The sequence below is a fragment of the Bradyrhizobium sp. USDA 4341 genome (assembly GCF_054063755.1).
Genome location: NZ_JBSSGO010000002.1, coordinates 9771655 through 9787049 on the forward strand (window position 1 = coordinate 9771655; position 15395 = coordinate 9787049).

Here is a 15395-nt window from a genome sequence, read left to right on the forward strand (position 1 = left end):
TCCGATCAGCACATCGTTGGTATCCCGCATGTCGCTCCGCTCATGCGGGATATGCGGCCGAACGACATCATGCGTCGACTGCAACGGTATCCACGCGAGACGCCCCCCTGATCAAGCGGTCGGTAGCTCGCTTGTGTTCACCGCGAGCTGTGCGGCGAAAGCCCGCTTGTAAGCCGGCCGGGCTTCGCCGCGGGCGACGTAGGCGGCGAGGTTCGGATATTCGTCGAGGATGCCCGATGCCTTCAGCCTAAGCAGCACCGACACCATCATCAGGTCGCCCGCGCTGAACGCGCCATCGAGCCAGTCGGCATCGCCGAGGCGGGCGACGAGCTGCTTCAGCCGGTCGCGGATGCGATCCATGACCAGGGGCAGGCGCTCCGTGGTCCATGGCTTGTCGTTCTCCAGAATTCTGGCGGTTGCGAGTTCGAGGATCGGCGGTTCGACCGTGTTGACCGCGGCGAACATCCAGCTGATTGCGCGGGCGCGGGCATTGGCATCGCCGGGCAACAGGCCCGCATGACGCTCGGCGATATGGAGCACGATCGATCCGGTCTCGAACAGCGCGAGATCACCATCCTCATAGGTTGGAATCTGGCCGAACGGATGCCGCGCCAGATGCGCTGGCTCTTTCATCGCCTGGAACGAAACGAGGCGAACCTCGTAAGGCTGGCCCACTTCTTCAAGCGCCCAGCGAACGCGCGTATCGCGCGCCAATCCCTTGCCACCATCGGGTGACCGTTCGAAGGCGGTGATGGTGGGGGTCATCGTTTCTCTCCATGTCCTTGCATCCCGAGGACGAACGAACGGCGCGCGCCCCGACAGCCGATCCTGGAATCTTTTGACCAAGCGTAGCCCGGATGCAGGCTGGGGGCGGGGCGGTTCCGGGGCACCTGTGATCCTACCCCGTGCTTTCGGTTCCCGTCGCGGCAACCGGACGCATCTCGCTAAGACCAGCGGAACGCACGAACCCGAAAATTATTTTCACCGGCGTGTTGCCCCGCTGTCGGCTGGCGTCTTCGCCAAGCGTCCTTCGCATAAACCAGGAGACTGCAAATGACCGATCTCGTCACATGCCTTTGGTTCGATCAGGGCCAGGCGCGCGCAGCGGCGGAATTCTATGCTGCGACTTTTCCCGACAGCCATGTCGATGCGGGGCATGTCTCGCCGATACCTGGCATCGGGCAGGGTGATGAATTGACGGTGGAGTTCACCGTGCTCGGCCGCCGCTTCGTCGGGCTGAATGGCGGCTCCAACTACACGCCGAACGAGGCGGTCAGCTTCATGGTGCTCACCGGCAGCCAGGAGGAGACCGATCGTTACTGGAATGCGGTCACTTCGAACGGCGGCAAGGAATTGCCGTGCGGCTGGTGCCGGGATCGCTGGGGATTTACCTGGCAGATCACGCCGCGGCGGCTGCTCGAGCTCGTCAACGGATCCGATCGCGCCGCCGGACAGCGCGCGATGGAGGCGATGATGACGATGAAACATCGACATCGCCGCGATCGAGCGGGCGGCCGCGGCGTAATCCGCTTGGTGGAATGATTTGGCCCGGACGCGACAGTCATGTGTCGGATCAAGCTGGTGGCGCGGTCGCGCATCTATTCGCGCCGCGGCCCGCGCTCGCGGCGCCGGTCACCCCGGCTCAAACGCGGGATGTGTCTCGTGCCGTCGCGTGATACGGATTTCGCATCGCAGCTCTGGAGCCCGCCTTGATGTCCGTCGCAGCCGCCGCCACTCCGCAACAAACGCCCACCGCCGCCGAGAGCGGTCCCGAGACGCTCGGCTGGATGCAGGGCTTTCCGCCGCCGCAGGACAAGACGATCACATTCCAGAACGGCTCGTTCCGCAGCTTCCCCGAATTGCGCTGGGCCTGGAGCAACATCCGCCAGCTGGTGCCGACCGTGAATGTCTGGCGCGGGGCGGGGCCGGCGTCGGTGCTGCCGCGTGAGGACCACGACATCGGCGCTTCCGCGTCGGTGACGATGGACGGCCGCCCGCAGACGTTCGCGCGCATGCTCGAGGAGAGCTATGCCGATGGCATCGCCGTGCTGCACCGGGGCAGGCTGATCTACGAGCGCTATTTCGGCGCGTTGAAGCCGCACAAGCCGCATATCGCGATGTCGGTGACGAAGTCGTTCACCGGCGTGCTCGCAGGCATGCTGGTTGCCGAGGGCAAGATCGATCCGCAGGCGCCGGTGACCGACTACGTACCGGAGCTGGCGCGAAGCGCGTTTGGCGATGCGCGCGTGTACGAGGTGATGGATATGACCACGGGCCTCAAATACACCGAGGTCTATACCGACAAGAACTCCGACGTATGGGGGCTGCGGCGCGCCAACGGCATGGCGCCGATCCCGGCAGGCTATGAGGGCGCCACCAACATCTTCGATTTCCTTTGCGCGCAGCAGAAGCAGGGCGAGCACGGCAAGGCCTTCGCCTACAAGACCGTCAACACCGACGTGCTGGCTTTCATCTGCCGGCGCGCCAGCGGCATGACGCTGTCGGACCTGCTGTCCGAGAAGATCTGGGCGCCGATGGGCGCGGAAGAGGACGCGCATTACCACGTCGATCGCATCGGCACCGAAAGCGGCGGCGGTGGATTGTCGACCACGCTGCGCGATCTCGCCCGCTTCGGCGAGACGATCCGCAATCACGGCCGCTTCAACGGCCGCCAGATCGTGCCGTCAACGGTCGTCGAGGACATCGCGCGCGGCGGTGATCCCGAGAAATTCAAGCCGGCCGGCTACACCACCTTGCCGGGCGCGTCCTACCGCAATCAGTGGTGGGTGACGCACAACGCGCACGGCGCCTACATGGCGCGCGGCGTGCACGGCCAGGGCATCTATATCGATCCGAAAGCCGAGATGGTGATCGCGCGCTACGCCTCGCATCACGCCGCCGGCAACGCCGCCAACGACCCGGTGACGCTGCCGGCCTACATGGCGCTGGCGAAGGATTTGATGGCGGGAGGGTAGAGACGCAGGGAGCTTCGGTCAGTCGCGTAGGACGTGTAGCCCGGATGAGCGAAGCGATATCCGGGGCTCTTCCATCCGCTCAGTGGAGATTATCCCGCATGTCGCTTCGCTCATGCGGGCTACGAGGCTGCGGCGGGTTTACGCTTTGCTAACCCGCCCTACGATTCCGCGTCATCCCCGCGACAGCTTCTCGAACCGCTTGATCAGCCGCTCACGCTTCAGGCGGGACAACCGCCTGATCCAGAACACGCCGTCGAGCTGATCGATCTCGTGCTGGTGACACACCGCGCGCAGCCCGTCCGACTCCTCGGTCTGCACGTTGCCGTAAACGTCCTGATAGCGGATGCGGACCCGCGCGTGGCGCTCGACGTCGTCGGTGACGCCGGGCATCGAGACGCTGCCTTCCTTGTGCAGGATCATTTCCGGCGAGGTCCAGATGATCTCCGGATTGACATAGGCCCGCGGCCCTTCGGTGGCGTCGAGCTCGAGCACCACGACCCGCAGTGGCACGCCGATATGCGGCGCGGTGATGCCGATGCCCGGTGCCGCATGCATGGTCTCGAGCAGGTCGGCCGCCAGTTCGCGCAGCGGGTCGTCGAACATGGTCACCGGCTCGGCCGGCAGCGCAAGCCGCGGATCGGTATAGCGGACGATGGGGCGGATGGTCATGTCGGTGTCTTAGTCCAGCGCATCGCGCTGGACAACACGCCGATGCGGCGGCAGCGTGGGTCGCGCCGCTCAGAGGCGCTTCTCGAAGAACAGGTCGGGGTAGGGGTCGTCGTTGAAACGCGGGATCTCGGTCCAGCCGGTCCGGCGGTAGAGTTGACCGGCTTCCGCCAGCGCGCTGTTGGTGTCGAGCCGCAGCACCACGATGCCGAGCTCGCCTGCGGCCTTCTCGGCCGCATCCATCAGGCGGCGGCCGAGGCCAAGCCCACGCGCGCTAGGTGCGACCCAGAGCCGCTTGATCTCCGCGAACTCACTGCTGCTGCCCTTCAGCCCGACGCAGCCGATCGGCAGGCCGTCCGACATCGCCACGATAAAGCTGCCGCGCGGGCGGACCATGTCCTTCGCATCAGGGTCGCGCGACAGCTTGACGTCAAAACCCTGTTTGAAGCGCCGCGCGAGCTCGGCGTAATATTCGCCGAGGCAGTAACGCGCCTCGTCGCTGCGCGGGTCCATCTCCTGCAGTGCCGTGCCGTCGCGCCCGAGCGCCGAGGCGATCAGATCCATCGCCGAAAGCAGCGCCTCGCGCTGGGTGTGGTGGGCGAGAAAATCCTTGGCCTGCCGGTTGGAGATCGCCTCATAGGCATTGAACTCGCGCTTGCCCGCAGGCGTCAGTTTGGCGATGCGGCGGCGCGCGTCGTCGCCATGCGCCGTGGTCTCGATCAGCCCTTCGTCCTCGAGGCTGCGCAACAGGCGGCTCATCAGGCCGGAATCGAGCCCGAGATAATCCCTGATGTCGCCGACATCGGCGCGTCCGTGCCCGATCGCGTTCAGCACCCGCGCCGCGCCGAGCGGCCGGCCGCGGCCGAGGAACGAGGTGTCGAGCGCGCCGACCGCGGAGGTCACGGCACGGTTGAAGCGGCGGACGCGGGAAACGGGGTCGAGCATATATCTGACTTTAGTCAGATATCGTTGTGGCGTCAATCGGCGGCCGATCCCGTTGATGGAGCCGGTGCGAACCTGCTGCGAGCCGCATATTGCTGGAACCTAGCCGCGCGCCAGCACCAGCACGTTGCCGGCAAGGATCGCGGCTGCGCCGGCGAGCACCGGCCAGCCCAGCACGAGATGCTCGAACAGCGCCGACAGCACGAGGGCGACGAGCGGCACCAGCGCGAGCGTATAGGCGGCGCGGCCGGGACCAAGCCGGCGCACCAGCTCGAAATAGAGCATGAAGGTGATGCAGGACGCGGCGATGGCGAGATAGAGGAAGCTCGTCAAATAGGAGAGCGAGACGTCGGCGGCAAACGGCGTGCCGGTCGCGATAGCCCACAGTGCGCTCGCCGCCGCGCCGACGAACGCGCCCCAGGCGAGCACGGAGACGACGGGCAGCCCGGCGCGCTGGTTGCGCGCGCCGACCGTCGTCCCGGCACCGGTCGCGATCGCCGCTGTGAGCGCCCAGGCCAGACCCGCGAGCGGCGCGCTACCATGCGCGATGGCGCCAGGCAGGAAGATGATCGCAAGGCCAAGGATGCCGCACAGCGCGCCCCACACGAAGCTTGGCGAGATCGGGACGCCGAGCGCGGCCCGCGCGATCACGGCCGCGAACAGCGCCGATGTCGACAGCACCAGCGCCGCAAGTCCGCTCGGCATGCGCGCGGTCGCTTCATAGAAGGCGATGAAGGCAATGGCGAAGAACAGCAGGCCCTGCAATGCGACGGCCAGCCGGTCCTTGCGCGGGATCGCGAGCGGCACGCCGCGCAGCCGGCCGTAGCCGAGCAGGATGAGGCCCGCGACCACCATGCGCAGCGCGACCGACCACGGTGCGGGCGTGACGCCGGCCTGCATCGCGGTTGCCAGCGCGCCGCCGCCCCACAGCAGTGCGGTCAGCGCGAACAGTGCGGCCGTCATGGCGTTGCGGCGTCGTCGAGCAGCGCGCGCCAGCCGACGGCGTCGATCCGCGCACTCTCTCCCTCGAGCCGGGTGAGCGCGGAATCAAGTGTTGTCCGCTCGCTCTCCGTCAGGCGCGCCAGCAGCCGTGCCTCGATCGCGCTGCCCAATGCGGCAATCCGGTTGAAGGCGCTCCGGCCGCTGCGGGTGATGCTGACCGCGGCGAAGCGGCGATCGGTCTTGCCGGGACGTCGCACCGCGAAGCCGAGATCTGCGAGCTGGCCGATGCCGCGGCTGACCGCGAACGGATCGAGCGCGCAGGCGCGGCCGATCTCGGAGGCGTTGGCCGCATCGCGCTCGGCGATGACGGCGAGGATGCGCCAGCCGGCCTGGCTCAATCCGAACGTCTCGCTGTAGAAGCTCTCGAGCGGGCGGGCGACCTGCGCCGCGACGAGGAACAGGCGATAGGGCAGCCAGGCGCTGAGCTTCAGGCCATCGTCGGTTGCGGGGGCAGCGGTTTGCTTCATGGCGGCGAGGCTCGCACAGATAATTGCAAAATGCAAGTATTGTGCAAAGAGATTGAGGCGATCGGAGCGCACGCGCGAAAATCCCGACACACTTGTCACTCCCATCATCCGCTGCCGCCGCGCCAGATTGCGGCATGGCCAATGACGAACGGCCTCGGCGCGGGAACCGCGCCGTGGTCGCGGAGTTCGTCCAATTCGGAGATGGAGATCATCATGAGCAAATCGGCTGAAAACGATCGCGGCGGACTGGCGGCAATGCAGACCCCGCCCGTGGTGTCGCGGGAGGCGTGGGAGGCGGCGCGTCTGGAGATGCTGGTGAAGGAGAAGGCGCAGGTGCGGGCACGCGACGCGCTTGCCGCCGAGCGGCGGCGGATGCCGTGGATGGCGGTCGAGAAGCCGTATGTCTTCGAGGGACCGAACGGCAAGGCGAGCCTGCTCGATTTGTTCGAAGGCCGCCGGCAACTGATCATCTACCGCGCGTTCTTCGAGCCCGGCGTGTTCGGCTGGCCGGATCACGGCTGCCGCGGCTGCTCGCTCGGCGCCGATCAGGTCGGCCATCTCTCGCATCTGAACCAGCGCGACACCACGCTGGCCTACGCGTCGCGCGCGCCGCAGGCCGACATCGCGCGGCTGAAGGCGCGGATGGAGTGGGAGATGCCGTGGTACACGATCACCGACAGTTTTGATGCCGACTTCGGCGTCGCCGAATGGCACGGCCACAACGTGTTCGTCCGCGACGGTGAGCGGATCTTCCGCACCTATCTCGTCAACAGCCGCGGCGATGAATCGATGGGCACGGTGTGGAGCTATCTCGACATCACACCGTTCGGCCGCCAGGAGCTCTGGGAGGATTCGCCGAAAGGCTATCCGCAGGGCCCGACCTACAAATGGTGGAACTGGCACGACAATTACGAGGCCGAGGCCGCGCCGAACGCGAAGTGGGCGGCCGTGACCGACGCCGGCGAGGCCGCGTTCCGCAAGATCGCGGAGCAGGAACGCAAGGCGACTTGACGGGGGTGGAGCAGGGAGGACGCACGCAGCGTCCTCTTACCTGTCGTTGTCCTTCGCCGCCGAGAGTGCTTTGAGCGCCGACAGCGTCTGCCGCAGCCCGCGGTCGAGGCGTTTGTCGCGGCGGATCACGACGGCGAGCCGTCGATGGAGCTTCGGCGACAGCGACCGGACGATCAGGTCACGCTGCTTGGACTTGGCAGGCACGGCCATGCCGGGCAGGATCGCGCAGCCGAGGCCGGCGCGCACCATCTCCTTGATCGCCTCGACGCTGCCGAGCGACATCAGCGGCTTCAGCGACACGCCGCCGCGCGCCAGCCATTCATCCGCAGTGCGCCTTGTGTTGCCGCCGGGTTCGAACAGCAGAACCGGCCGGGTCGCCAGCACCTCCGGCGTGATTCGCGACGGCAGCTTCATGTCGCGCGGCGCGATCAGCACGAACTCGTCATTCATGACGGGGGTGATCTCGAAGCTGCGCCCCGACACCGGCAGCGTGACCAGCCCGACGTCGATCGCGTTGTCCTCGACCGCCCGCGCGATCTCCGCCGTGTTGCCGGTCGTGACCGTGATCTCGAGCGAGGGCAGTGCGGCGCGCAGCTCCTTCAGGATCGGCGGCAGCAGGAAGATGCAGGCGGTCGCGCCGGTGCCGAGCCGCACGCGGCCTGCCGTTCCCGTGGTCTGCTGCGCAACGGCGTCGACCGCCGACGTCACCGCCGCGCTGATCTGCTGCGCGTGCGAGAGCAACGCGACGCCGGCGGCGGTCGGTCTGGCCTTGCGTCCGACCCGCTCGATCAAGGTCGCATTCAGGCTGCGCTCGAGCTGGCGCACCTGGAGGCTCACCGCAGGCTGGGTCAGCTGCAGCCGCTCGGCCGCGGCGGAGAAGCTGCCGCAATCGACTACGACGGCGAAGCTTTCGAGATAGTCGAGGTTGAGGTTCTTCATCAAAGCATCTCTTATGCTGCGCATAACCAACCAAAGCTTCACTTATATAACGCGAGGGCGCATGCTTGGGCAAGATTGACGGCTCGGGTGAGAGACGGAATGGCGGCAGGCAACAACGGCGTCGTGGTGCGCGACGCAGCGGACGACGACATGGCTGACGTGCAGGGCATCTACGCCCATCACGTGCTCAACGGACTGGCGACCTTCGAGGAAGTGCCGCCGACGGTGGACGAGATGCGCAGCCGCCGGAACGCGGTGGTGGCCGCGGGCTTGCCGTATCTGGTGGCTGAGGTGGATGGCCTTGTCGCCGGCTATTGCTATGCGACAGCGTATCGGCCGCGGCCGGCCTATCGCCACACCATCGAGGACTCGGTCTACGTGTCCGACGGGCTACACGGCCGCGGTATCGGCGCGGCGCTGCTTCAGGGCTTGATCGCGCGCACCGAAGCGGGGCCGTGGCGGCAGATGCTGGCCGTTATCGGCAACAGCGGCAACGCCGGATCAATCGCGCTGCACCGTCGCATGGGCTTCGAGATGGTCGGGACGCTGAGATCGGTCGGCTTCAAGCTGGGGCAATGGGTCGACACCGTGCTGATGCAGCGGCCGCTTGGGCCGGGCGCATTCACGCTTCCCGCGGAGAGGGAATTGCCACGGTGATCGCCCGCCGCGTCGTGGCCGCCCTCGGGCTGGCTCAACTGATCTCGTGGGGCGCCACCTACTATCTGATCGGCGGCTTCGGCGAGCAGATATCAGCGGATCTCGGCTGGGGGCGCGACATCGTCTACGGCGGCTTCGCCGCGTCGCTCTTGGCGATGGGTGTGGCGTCACCGCTTGCGGGGAGATGGGTGGACAGAAGCGGTGGCCGCGAGGCCATGGTCGCAGGTGCTGTAATCAACGCGCTCGGCTGCGCCGGTCTCGCGGTCTCGCATCAGATCTCGACCTATTTCGCATCCTGGATCGTGCTCGGCCTCGGCATGCGGCTGACGCTGTACGATGCGGCGTTCGCCGCGCTGGCCCGGATCGGCGGACCGGGCGCGCGCCGCGCGATGTCCGGAATCACCCTGCTCGGTGGCCTGGCGGCCACCGTGTTCTGGCCGCTCGGCCATATGCTCTCGGAGCATTTCGGCTGGCGCATTGCGGTGCTGGTCTATGCCGGTCTCGCACTGCTGACGGTCCCGCTGCATCTGCTGATCCCGAACAAGCGGTTTGCCGGCGTGCCGAGCTCCACGGCGCCGGCATCCAAGCAACCACGCGCCGCCAGCCGCCGGCAGCTTGCGGCGGCAGGCGCCCTCTACGCCGTCATCATGACCGGCGCGAATTTCCTGAATGCCGGCATGTCCGCGCACATGATCGCAGTGCTCGCCGGGCTCGGGCTCACCGTCACGGTGGCGGTATGGATCGCGACGCTCCGGGGCATTGGGCAATCCGCCGCGCGTCTCTGCGAAGTTCTGTTCGGTGCACGGCTCGATCCGCTCGCGCTCAATTTGATGGCCTGCCTGATCATGCCGCTGTCGTTCATCGCCGGACTGTTCAGTGGAACGTCAAAGGAGATGGGGATCGCCTTCGCGCTGCTCTACGGCGCCTGCAACGGCATTCTGACCATCACCAGGGGAACGCTGCCGCTGATCCTGTTCGATCACCGCAGCTATGGCACGCTGGTCGGCCGGCTCATCGTTCCGAGCTTCATCCTGCCCGCAGCGGCGCCGCTGGTCTATGCGATCGTGATCGACCGGTACGGCGATGCCAGCGCGCTCTATCTCTCCACCGGCCTTGCCGTGACGACGTTGCTCGCGGCCGCGATGCTGAAGGTGATGTTCCCCAGAACTTCTTGAGCTCAAGGACTCGCTGCGGTGAGCGGCGCAAGCTATCCTGTTTCAAAACCAGATAAGGGAGAAAGAAGAACATGGTGCCGTCGACCAAGACCCGCGTCGTTGCGTTGGCCCTTGCCGCGTTGCTGTCCTGTGCCGGAGCGGGACAGGCGCGTGCCGAGCAGCCCGGCGACCGGACGGTTGCGCTGCTCAAGAAGCTGATCTCCTTCGATACGTCGAATGGCCCAGGCGATACGCGGGCGCTCGCCGAGTATCTGAAATCACAATTCGCGCCGCTCGGCGCCGAGGTGGACATCTTCGTCGCCCCGAACGGCAAGGCCGCGCATTTCATCGCGCGGCTGCGCAGCGATGGTTCGCGGAAACCGGTGCTGCTGGCAGCGCATGCCGACGTCGTTCCGGTCGAGCGCGACAAGTGGACCGTGGAGCCGTTCGCCGGTGTCGAGAAGGACGGCTTCGTCTACGGGCGCGGCGCGATGGACTTCAAGGGCGGGCTTGCCGTCTTCGCCAGCGCGGTGATGCGGCTTGCGGAGGAGAAGACGCCGCTGTCGCGCGACGTGATCTTCCTGGCCGAGGCCGACGAGGAGCAGGGGCAGTACAGCACGGTGTGGCTGGCGAAGGACCATTGGGATAAGATCGAAGCCGAATTCGCGCTGAACGAAGGCGGCTATGTCCTGCAAGAGCGCGATGGCACGGTGCGCCAGATCAATGTTACGACGGCGGAAAAGCTCTCGGCGACCTTCGCCTTGAAGGCGACCGGTCCCTCCGGTCATTCCTCGCGGCCGTTCCCGGCAGGTGCGATGGCCAACGACCGCCTGATCGCGGCGCTGGCCAAGCTGGCGGTGCATGATCCGGCCGTCAAGCTGGTGCCGGCGACCGAAGCCTATTTCAAGGCGCTGCTTCCGATCAGTTCGGAGCAGACGGCAGCTGACATCAAGCAGCTACTGGCCGCAAGGGACCAGGGCGATCTCGATGCAGCCGGAAAGAAGCTGGTCGCCGACAATCCCAAGGACAGCCTGCTGCTGCACGCGCTGCTGCGCGACACCATGGTCATTACGATGATCGACGCCGGCATCAAGCCCAACGTCATTCCTGGCGACGCCAAGGCGGTCGTGAACACGCGGCTGCTGCCGGGCACCACCACGGATCAGATGATCGAGGAGATCAAGCGCGTGATCGGCGATCCCGGCATCGAAGTCAGCATTGTAACGTCGCTGTCGCAACAGGATGCGCGGGACGCTTACTTGACGCGCTCCAAGATCCCGGCGTCACCCATCAATACCGAGCTCTATGCGGCGCTGGACCGCAACGCAAAGCGGGTCTGGAAGGACGCCGTCCTGGTGCCGACGATGTTCGAAGCGGGCACCGACGCCATCGCCTGGCGCGAGCGCAACGTGCCCGTCTACGGCATCTATCCCTATCCGCTCGACGACGACATCCTGAGCCGGATGCATGGCAACGACGAAAGGATCGGCGTCGAGGCCATCAAGCAGGGGGCGGAGTGGGTCTACAACACGCTTCGCGAGGTTGCGAAGAAATAGAGGTCACTCCGAGAGGTATTTGCCCAGGAAGTCACGCTTGCCGAGCGGCACGCCGCGATGGCGCAGGATGGCGTAGGCGGTGGCGACGTGGAAGAACAGGCTCGGCAGCGCGAAGCCGTACAGATAGCGCGCTGCAGGCATTTGCGGGACGCCGAAGGGCAGGGTGATGGTGCGTTCCGCCGCTCGGTCGAAGGCCCGAACCGGGACTGTGTCGATGTAGTCGAGCGTTCGCGCTATCCGGGCGTAGGCGTCGGCGAGGCTCTGTTCGTCATCGGCAAAGGGCGGTGGCTCGAGGCCGGCGAGCCGCCCGGCAGCGCCCTTGGCGTGATCGCTGGCCCGTTGCACCTGGCCGGCCAAATTCAGCATGTCCGGCGCCAGCCGCGCCGCGAGCACGGCGTCGAGATCGAGGCCGCGTTCCCGGGCGTGGGCCTCGCCCTTGCGCAGGAGATCGGCGAGTGCGTCGAGCATCTGCCGGAACACGGGAACGGAGGCGTCGTATAACGGGGCGTTCATGGAATTGTCCTCGTCCCAACTCAAGCCGAAGGCTCGCGCGGCAGCCACAGCGATAGCCAGCCGCCGAGCGCCAGCAGCGCGACATTGCAGCCGAGCGCGACCGTGAAGGCGTGGGCATAATCGTCGGCCTGCGGATGCGGCCCGAGCAGGCTGTAGAAGACGCCGCCGATCACGGCGACGCCGAGTGCGGCGCCGATCTGGAAGGTCGAGATCATCATCCCCGATGCCAGCCCGGCGTGACGCGGATCGATGCTGCCGATCACGGCCTTGATGACCGACGGCATCACGGTGCCGAAGCCCAGTCCACCGCAGATCAGGCCGAATTCAAGGCTTTGGGGTAGCGTGCCACTGACCGACAGCATCACGACACCAAACCCGATGACCTGGAGCGCGAAGCCCACCGTCAGCGTGCGTGCGCCGAGCCATTGCATCACCAGCGACGACACCAGCGAACTCACGAAGAAGCCGGTGGCAAAGGGCAGGGTGGCGAGGCCAGCCGCCAGCGGTGAAAAATGCAGCCCGCTCTGCAGGTAGACCGCAAAGGTCAGGTAGAACGACGACAGCATGTAGAAGGCGAGCGCCATCACCAGCCCGATGACGAAATCGCTGTTGCGCAGCAGATGCAGTGCGACCAGCGGGTCGCCGCCGCGGGCTGCGAGGCGCGCCTCGAAGCGGACGAAGGCGGCGAGCATCAGCGGAGAGGCCAGCAGCGTCGCGACGATCCAGGCCGGCCAGCCGGATTCTCGTCCCTCGATCAGCGGATAGACCAGCAGGCCTAGCGTAAGCGACAGCAGGATGACGCCGCCGATGTCGAGCCGTTGGGCACGCTCGGCACGCGAGTCGGTCAGGAACAGAAGTCCGCCGATGAACGCGGCGAGGCCGATCGGCACGTTGATGAGGAAGATCGCCTGCCAGGCCAGTCCGAACGGATGGGCCGAGACCAGGACGCCGCCCAGCACCTGGCCGCAGATGTTGGCAAGGCCGAACGTCGCGCCGTAGAAGCCGAGCGCGCGGCCCTGTTCGGCCGGCGGAAACAGCACGCGGATCGAGGCGAGCACCTGCGGCGCCATCACGGTGGCGGTGAGGCCTTGCAGGATCCGCCCGGCGACGAGCACGTCCGGCGACCAGGCAACGCCGCACAGCACCGACGCGATCGTGAAACCGGCAACCCCGGTCAGGAACATGCGCCGGCGGCCGAGCAGGTCGCCGAGCCGGCCGCCCGTGATCAGGAACACCGCGTAGGTCGCGGCATAGGCCGAGATCACGAACTGCACCTCGCTCGCCGTCGCGCCGAGATTGTCGCGAATGGCTGGTAGCGCGAGGTTGACGACGTTGAAGTCGAGGATCGGCAGGAAGGCGCCGGTGAGCAGCACGGGCAGCGCCAGCCATCGCCGCGGGTCGACCGTTGCGGGCCGCGTGTCGTGCAATTGCAACGTCTCGGTGGTCTCGCTTGTCACCCGCCATCTCCTCTGCGTTGCCGGCGCGGCGCACGAGGTGCGCCGGTCTGCCGAACATTTCGGGAAGATGGCCTGTCTGTTTGTGATAAGGTATTCGCGAACTCTGCTAATCGAGTTTGCAAGAATGAACAGCCCGCTGGACTGGAATGATCTTCGCCTCGTTCTCGCCGTCGCGCGCGAAGGCAGCCTGTCCGGGGCGGCGCGCAGACTGGGCGTCACGCATTCGACGGTGTTTCGCCGCCTCGGCGCGATCGAAGCAGCGATCGGCACGCGCCTGTTCGAGCGCTTCCGCGATGGTTACGCGCCGACGCCGGCCGGCGAGACCGCGGCGGCGTCGGCGGCGCGGCTTGAGGACGAAGTGCTCGCGCTCGAGCGCAGGCTGGCGGGACAGGACTTGAGGCCATCAGGCCCGGTCCGGATCACGACGACGGATACGCTCGGCGCGGTGCTGATGCGGCATCTGCCCGCGATGCGCGCTGCGCATCCGGAGATCCAGCCGGAGATCATCATCTCGAATGCCATGGCGAACCTGACGCGCCGCGAGGCTGAGATCGCGATCCGGCCGACGCCGGCGCCGTCCGAGCTGCTGGTCGGACGGCGCGTCGCCGATATTGCCCATGCGGTCTACGGGTCGCGGGCCTATCTCGCCCGGCATGACGACAAGGATCTGTCGGCACACGACTGGGTCGGGCTCGACGATACGCTGGCTGAGACCGTGATCGCCGGCTGGATGCGCGAGAACCTGCGCTCGGCGCGCTTCGCTTGCCGCGTCGATGCGCTTCCGGCGTTGCGCGATGCCGCGGCTGCCGGACTGGGGCTTGCGTTGCTTCCCTGCTATGTCGGCGATCTCGCGCCCGCGCTGCGCCGCCTGACACCCAAGGCGCTCGCTGAGCCGCGATCAGCGCTGTGGCTGTTGACGCATGACGATCTCAAGCGCACCGCGCGCATCCGCGCCACGCTCGATTTTCTGGCCAAGGCGCTCGCATCGGAGCGCGCGCTGTTCGAGGGAAGGCGAGCCGGCCGCGCACGGCGATAGGACCGTTCACATCTCGAGAACTTCCGCCGGGATGGTCCGTGCCGCGCGATCCGCAGGCAGCCGATGATGCTCGCGAAACGCACTGACGATCGCCTTCAGCGTGGCGCGGGATCTCGCATCCGAGAGCGCGGACAGCAGCACAATCTCGGAGGGCGGAAGGGCAGGCAGGCCAAACCGCCGGCTGACCTCGATCGTTCCGGCAGGCGCAAGCCGGCAGGAGAACACCGACGTGGCGAGCCCGGCGGCCACCGCATCGGCGACCGCAAAGGATCCGCAGCCGAGGAAGCTTTCCGTCCACGGGATGCCTGCCGCCGCGAGCGCGCGGGTCGCAATGTTGAGCACGCCGCAGGATGGCGAGGAGGCGGCCAGGCGCAGCGGCTCGCCCGTGCGACGGACAAAGTCCGGCGTCGCGAACCAGCCATAGTGGTCCGTCGTCAGCATCTCGCCGTCGCGGCCGTCGTCCTCGCGGCGGATGATGGCGGCATCGATGTCGCCGCGATCGAAGGCGGTGAGGAGATCGCGGGAATCATCGAGCCGGACCTCGATGGTCAGCGCCGGATCGTGCGCGTGGAGCCGCGCCAGCAGGGTTGGGACCTCGGCGCCTCCGACATGGGTGGCAATGCCGAGCGAGAAGCGGCGTGGCCGCGCCGGCGATAGCCCCGCGACGGCGCGATCATGTGCGGCGAGCAGGTCGCGTGCGGGCGCGAGGAACGCGGCGCCCTGTGCCGACAGGCGCACCAGCCGCGGTGTACGCTCGATCAGCCTGTGGCCGACCTGGCTCTCGAGCCGCTTCAGCTTGACGCTGATCGCGCCCTGCGTGGTGCCGAGCGTTTCGGCTGCGCGCGTAAAACTCCTGAGGTCGGCGATGGTCAGGAAGGTCTTCACGGCATCGATGTCGAGCGTGGTCATGTCAGTCATCCGGAATTGTTGTCTCTGAAATATCTAGTCATCCAATTCACCAATGCTCAAGCCGTGACTAGCTTTGCGTTGTGAAGCGCCGCGGCCACCCGATTCCTGCCG

15 protein-coding genes and 1 pseudogene are annotated in these 15395 nt (G+C 66.8%); 7 read left to right on the plus strand and 9 right to left on the minus strand.

The features are described from left to right. Positions 1-111 precede the first annotated feature (111 nt). Entirely contained in the window at positions 112-765 is a 654-nt protein-coding gene (locus ACVIGB_RS51195; protein ID WP_456723505.1) for a glutathione S-transferase family protein, read from the minus strand. A 288-nt stretch (positions 766-1053) separates the two neighbouring features. On the opposite strand from ACVIGB_RS51195, the pseudogene ACVIGB_RS51200 reads away from it, so the two are divergent. Both ACVIGB_RS51200 and ACVIGB_RS51205 read left to right on the plus strand, forming a co-directional pair. Then, positions 1054-1525 (plus strand): annotated as a pseudogene (locus tag ACVIGB_RS51200) (VOC family protein). A 187-nt stretch (positions 1526-1712) separates the two neighbouring features. Continuing rightward, the gene (locus ACVIGB_RS51205; RefSeq protein ID WP_456723504.1) at positions 1713-2975 is read left to right on the plus strand and encodes a serine hydrolase domain-containing protein; all 1263 of its coding nucleotides are present in this window, start codon (positions 1713-1715) and stop codon (positions 2973-2975) included. A 171-nt stretch (positions 2976-3146) separates the two neighbouring features. On the opposite strand, the gene ACVIGB_RS51210 is transcribed toward ACVIGB_RS51205, so the two are convergent. From ACVIGB_RS51210 to ACVIGB_RS51225, 4 genes are all read right to left on the minus strand, one after another. Beyond that, positions 3147-3644: a peptide deformylase gene (locus ACVIGB_RS51210; RefSeq protein WP_456723503.1), complete on the minus strand. Its 498-nt coding sequence runs from the start codon at positions 3642-3644 to the stop codon at positions 3147-3149. Positions 3645-3713: 69 nt separating this feature from the next. Beyond that, on the minus strand, positions 3714-4586 hold the full coding sequence (locus tag ACVIGB_RS51215) for a bifunctional helix-turn-helix transcriptional regulator/GNAT family N-acetyltransferase (protein ID WP_456723502.1): 873 nt from the start codon (positions 4584-4586) through the stop codon (positions 3714-3716). Positions 4587-4685: 99 nt separating this feature from the next. Further along, positions 4686-5546: a DMT family transporter gene (locus ACVIGB_RS51220; RefSeq protein WP_456723501.1), complete on the minus strand. Its 861-nt coding sequence runs from the start codon at positions 5544-5546 to the stop codon at positions 4686-4688. Next, positions 5543-6052: a MarR family winged helix-turn-helix transcriptional regulator gene (locus ACVIGB_RS51225; RefSeq protein WP_456723500.1), complete on the minus strand. Its 510-nt coding sequence runs from the start codon at positions 6050-6052 to the stop codon at positions 5543-5545. Before ACVIGB_RS51225 ends, ACVIGB_RS51220 begins: the two co-directional genes overlap by 4 nt. Positions 6053-6265: 213 nt before the next feature. Between ACVIGB_RS51225 and ACVIGB_RS51230 the strand changes: the two genes are divergently transcribed. Beyond that, positions 6266-7063 (plus strand): DUF899 domain-containing protein, encoded by a 798-nt coding sequence (locus ACVIGB_RS51230; RefSeq protein WP_456723499.1) that lies wholly within the window; start codon positions 6266-6268, stop codon positions 7061-7063. A gap of 36 nt (positions 7064-7099) precedes the next feature. On the opposite strand, the gene ACVIGB_RS51235 is transcribed toward ACVIGB_RS51230, so the two are convergent. Continuing rightward, the gene (locus ACVIGB_RS51235) at positions 7100-8002 is read right to left on the minus strand and encodes a LysR family transcriptional regulator (protein ID WP_456723498.1); all 903 of its coding nucleotides are present in this window, start codon (positions 8000-8002) and stop codon (positions 7100-7102) included. 99 nt (positions 8003-8101) lie between these two features. On the opposite strand from ACVIGB_RS51235, the gene ACVIGB_RS51240 reads away from it, so the two are divergent. The 3 genes from ACVIGB_RS51240 (at position 8102) to ACVIGB_RS51250 (ending at position 11369) form a co-directional block, all read left to right on the plus strand. Then, complete coding sequence (locus ACVIGB_RS51240) at positions 8102-8659, plus strand: N-acetyltransferase family protein (protein WP_456723497.1); 558 nt, start codon at positions 8102-8104, stop codon at positions 8657-8659. Further along, positions 8656-9834, plus strand: a complete 1179-nt coding sequence (locus tag ACVIGB_RS51245; RefSeq protein ID WP_456723496.1) for an MFS transporter — start codon at positions 8656-8658, stop codon at positions 9832-9834. The genes ACVIGB_RS51240 and ACVIGB_RS51245 overlap by 4 nt, the downstream gene beginning before the upstream one ends. 71 nt (positions 9835-9905) lie before the next feature. Beyond that, positions 9906-11369 (plus strand): M20/M25/M40 family metallo-hydrolase, encoded by a 1464-nt coding sequence (locus ACVIGB_RS51250; RefSeq protein WP_456723495.1) that lies wholly within the window; start codon positions 9906-9908, stop codon positions 11367-11369. A 3-nt stretch (positions 11370-11372) separates the two neighbouring features. Here ACVIGB_RS51250 and ACVIGB_RS51255 read toward each other — a convergent pair whose 3' ends face one another. Both ACVIGB_RS51255 and ACVIGB_RS51260 read right to left on the minus strand, forming a co-directional pair. Beyond that, complete coding sequence (locus tag ACVIGB_RS51255; RefSeq protein ID WP_456723494.1) at positions 11373-11882, minus strand: DUF1993 domain-containing protein; 510 nt, start codon at positions 11880-11882, stop codon at positions 11373-11375. Positions 11883-11902: 20 nt separating this feature from the next. Beyond that, positions 11903-13339 (minus strand): MFS transporter, encoded by a 1437-nt coding sequence (locus ACVIGB_RS51260; RefSeq protein ID WP_456723493.1) that lies wholly within the window; start codon positions 13337-13339, stop codon positions 11903-11905. Positions 13340-13463: 124 nt separating this feature from the next. On the opposite strand from ACVIGB_RS51260, the gene ACVIGB_RS51265 reads away from it, so the two are divergent. Then, positions 13464-14375: a LysR family transcriptional regulator gene (locus tag ACVIGB_RS51265; RefSeq protein ID WP_456723492.1), complete on the plus strand. Its 912-nt coding sequence runs from the start codon at positions 13464-13466 to the stop codon at positions 14373-14375. Between the two features lie 6 nt (positions 14376-14381). On the opposite strand, the gene ACVIGB_RS51270 is transcribed toward ACVIGB_RS51265, so the two are convergent. Then, positions 14382-15284, minus strand: a complete 903-nt coding sequence (locus tag ACVIGB_RS51270) for a LysR family transcriptional regulator (protein ID WP_456723491.1) — start codon at positions 15282-15284, stop codon at positions 14382-14384. Positions 15285-15395 lie beyond the last annotated feature (111 nt).